The organism is Grimontia marina (assembly GCF_900060185.1).
Taxonomy (GTDB): Bacteria; Pseudomonadota; Gammaproteobacteria; order Enterobacterales; family Vibrionaceae; genus Enterovibrio; species Enterovibrio marinus.
Genome location: NZ_FIZY01000123.1, coordinates 1 through 2,898, shown reverse-complemented (window position 1 = coordinate 2,898; position 2,898 = coordinate 1). Strand labels below are relative to the sequence as shown.

At 45.7% G+C, this 2,898-nt stretch carries 3 protein-coding genes; all 3 read left to right on the top strand.

Features of this window, described 5'->3' with window-relative positions:
- Window positions 1-158: 158 nt before the first annotated feature.
- Genes GMA8713_RS25275 through GMA8713_RS25265 form a run of 3 tightly spaced genes read left to right on the top strand, consistent with a single transcriptional unit; the run spans window position 159 to window position 2,768 of the window.
- A complete protein-coding gene (locus tag GMA8713_RS25275) occupies window positions 159-728 on the top strand; it encodes a hypothetical protein (protein WP_062715388.1) in 570 nt (189 codons plus the stop codon).
- Complete coding sequence (locus tag GMA8713_RS25270) at window positions 725-2,506, top strand: hypothetical protein (protein ID WP_198159588.1); 1,782 nt, start codon at window positions 725-727, stop codon at window positions 2,504-2,506. The genes GMA8713_RS25275 and GMA8713_RS25270 overlap by 4 nt, the downstream gene beginning before the upstream one ends.
- Window positions 2,490-2,768 (top strand): hypothetical protein, encoded by a 279-nt coding sequence (locus GMA8713_RS25265; RefSeq protein ID WP_062715386.1) that lies wholly within the window; start codon window positions 2,490-2,492, stop codon window positions 2,766-2,768. The genes GMA8713_RS25270 and GMA8713_RS25265 overlap by 17 nt, the downstream gene beginning before the upstream one ends.
- Window positions 2,769-2,898: the final 130 nt, after the last annotated feature.

The window sequence follows — 2,898 nt, the reverse complement described above, 5'->3', positions numbered from 1 at the left end:
ATCACAGGTGTAAACATATGTGGCAATTGCTCAGGAAGGTGAAGCACTTTATGGATAACGTATCGCCGTACCCGGGAGGTTGCCACGGCACGGCGAAAATGTAGCACTATTCGGATCAGTTATTTAGTGATGAAATTAGTTCAATTGAGCAATTTAAGATGGCAGGCTGTGTTTGTGCTTGGTTGACGGGCTTAGCGCAATACAGAGAAATAGCACTCACGAAAATCGCCGCGTTACCAGAGCCCTTAGTCAGAAAACTGTTTAAGCTCACTGACAGTCAAAACCTAGATGCTTTTACTCTTCAGTTAAACGAAAAAAGATGGACGCAATCGCGGCAGGTCCCCAAAAGCGAAAAGGGCCCAGATGTTGTTGAAAGGTACCGAATTGGTAAATGCAGTCTCGTTGGTGGTGAATTTCCCTTAACACCTAGAGTGTATATCGAAGACGAACAGCTCTATGTGTTATCTGATACGCGTGTTTGGCGGCTTTTTGCCGATTCATTTGGTGCAACCTTAGTACCAGAAGACAAGTTGCTAGCAAAAGACATAAACAGAGTTGAACAGAAGATAGTCAATGACCGACAATTAATACCTTGCGATAGCTTCAATGACATTGCTGATATTAATTCAGTTGCCCTACTCGACGATACCCTTGTGTTTACTTCAACAGAGACCTTTTCGGTCATCATCGCCGAACGTTTACGTATTGACCGTAAGGATTTGCCATGATGTTCGGAAAATCACTTTTAGAACAGTGGCAATCATCGTGGGATGAAGCGCTTTCGGTGTGGAGTCGTTACACACAATTAAGAAATCCCCTTCTATGTCAAACGCACCTTGAGGCCTCAAAACAAGGCTTAAATGGCAGTTTCGCCATGATTCGTTTAAGCGATCAGGCCGTTGTTGTCGATTTAGAAGCTATCACTAAATACAAGCTTCAGGATTATGCCGTCGAAATTCTTGCGCATGAAATTGGCCACCATATTCTGTCTCCTGCAACCCTCACCGATCATGCCCGCATGATTGCCCGAATTCATGTCTGCCTGCCTACGCTGGAAGATAGGGCAGGTATGGTCGCAAACTTATATTCGGATCTGTTAATCAACAATTACCTCCAACGCCAAAAAGGGCTTCGAATGGACGAGGTCTATCAACGTATTGACCAAGGCGGATCTCAGAGCAAAGTTTGGCAGCTTTACATGCGAATCTACGAACAGCTATGGCAACTAAAATCAGGGTCGCTTGGCGGTAAATCAGACTCCGATGCCATGGAAGGAGATGCTTGGTTGGGGGCGAGGATTATAAAAGTCTACGCAGAGGATTGGCTCAAGGGCGCATCACGGTTTGCTTCTCTGCTGTTGCCATATTTGTCTGAGGAAAAAAATACGGCCGAGCAAATCGCTAAGTTATTGGATACAAAGCATGCTGGAGCAGGACATTTTCCATCAGGCTTGTCGAACAAAGAGCAAGGTGAGAAGGACAATATTCACCCATCATTGGACCCTGATTTGGTTGGCGAAACGAACGCAGACAGTGCAGGCACAAGAAGGCCTATAGAACTTGAGCACACTCAATCATCTGGCAATGGTCAATTTCGCGAGCCCTTTGAGTATGGAGAAATCCTAAAATCAGCGGGAATTGATCTTTCCGATCACCAAATTGCCGTGCGGTACTACAGAGAACGTTCAATACCCATGCTGGTTCCGTTCCCTTCCAAGAAACAATGTGTGAAAACCGATCTCATCCCTGAAGGGACGGCTCTGTGGGAACCGGGAGATCCGATTGAAGAAATAGACTGGTTCGGCTCAATGGCAATGAGCCAAGAGATAATTCCTGGCGTCACGACGGTCAAGCGAGAATGGGGTTTTGATGAAGGTTCAGAGCCTGAGCGAGAACCTTGTGACTTAGACTTATATGTCGATTGCTCCGGCTCAATGCCCAACCCACAACGACTCACCTCTTTCACAACGCTTGCTGGCACCATTTTATGTTTGTCTGCATTGCGGGCTGGTGCTGCCGTTCAAGTGACCTTATGGAGTGGCAAAAATCAGTTCAAAACAACCGATGGCTTTGTCAGGAACGAAGAGCGAGTCCTGAATGTGTTGACCGACTATTTGGGTGGTGCAACGGCTTTCCCAATCCACGTTCTCAGAAAAACACACATAGAGAATGTAAGGCCTCGAAACTCCCATATTGTGATTCTGTCGGATGACGGTGTCACAACGCTTTTCGACAAGGATGAAAAAGGCAATTCCGGATGGGATATTTCTAAGAGAGCATTGGATAACGCAAACGGCGGTGGAACCATGGTCCTCAATTTAAACTGGGATTTTCCATCCCCGCCAAATAACGAATGGATGCGAGAACACGACTCAACATTGAAGAAAGCCCAATCTCAACAACACTGGGATATCTATCCTGTCACGTCTTGGGAGGCAATGACCGATTTCGCGAGAGCTTTCAGCAGAAAGCATTATGAAGGGGCTGAGAATGACTCAACTGATTAAACGTAGTGATGAGAGTAAAGAAGGCCCTGATATTAATGTATTACATCGCAGGCTCGTTGAGTTCCCTAAAGCGTGGTTGTCAATGAAACTCCCACCCTATTTTTATGCACTTGTTCATGATGCGGTTTATGATCTAGCACCGTCCTTTGTGACATCAGATCTATCTCGTTTTAAAAAGCCCCATGAGCAATGTGAGTGGTACCGTGCAACACTCTTAATAACCTATTTCTTAATGGATAGTAGCTTCAAGGACTCTAAATAGCTGTTCCTAATAGTAGATCTCAAAGATAAGAGAAACTCAGTCCGCTTTGTGCGATCTGATCAATCGCCAAACCGAAACATACCGACAAAAGGACTGAGTGATGGCCATCATAGCACCGATACCTCGTGGC

Bases quoted from the DNA above. Each gene is read 5' to 3' on its own strand.
- GMA8713_RS25275 (WP_062715388.1), top strand. From the start codon at position 159: ATGGCAGGCTGTGTTTGTGCTTGGTTGACGGGCTTAGCGCAATACAGA.
- GMA8713_RS25270 (WP_198159588.1), top strand. From the start codon at position 725: ATGATGTTCGGAAAATCACTTTTAGAACAGTGGCAATCATCGTGGGAT.
- GMA8713_RS25265 (WP_062715386.1), top strand. From the start codon at position 2,490: ATGACTCAACTGATTAAACGTAGTGATGAGAGTAAAGAAGGCCCTGAT.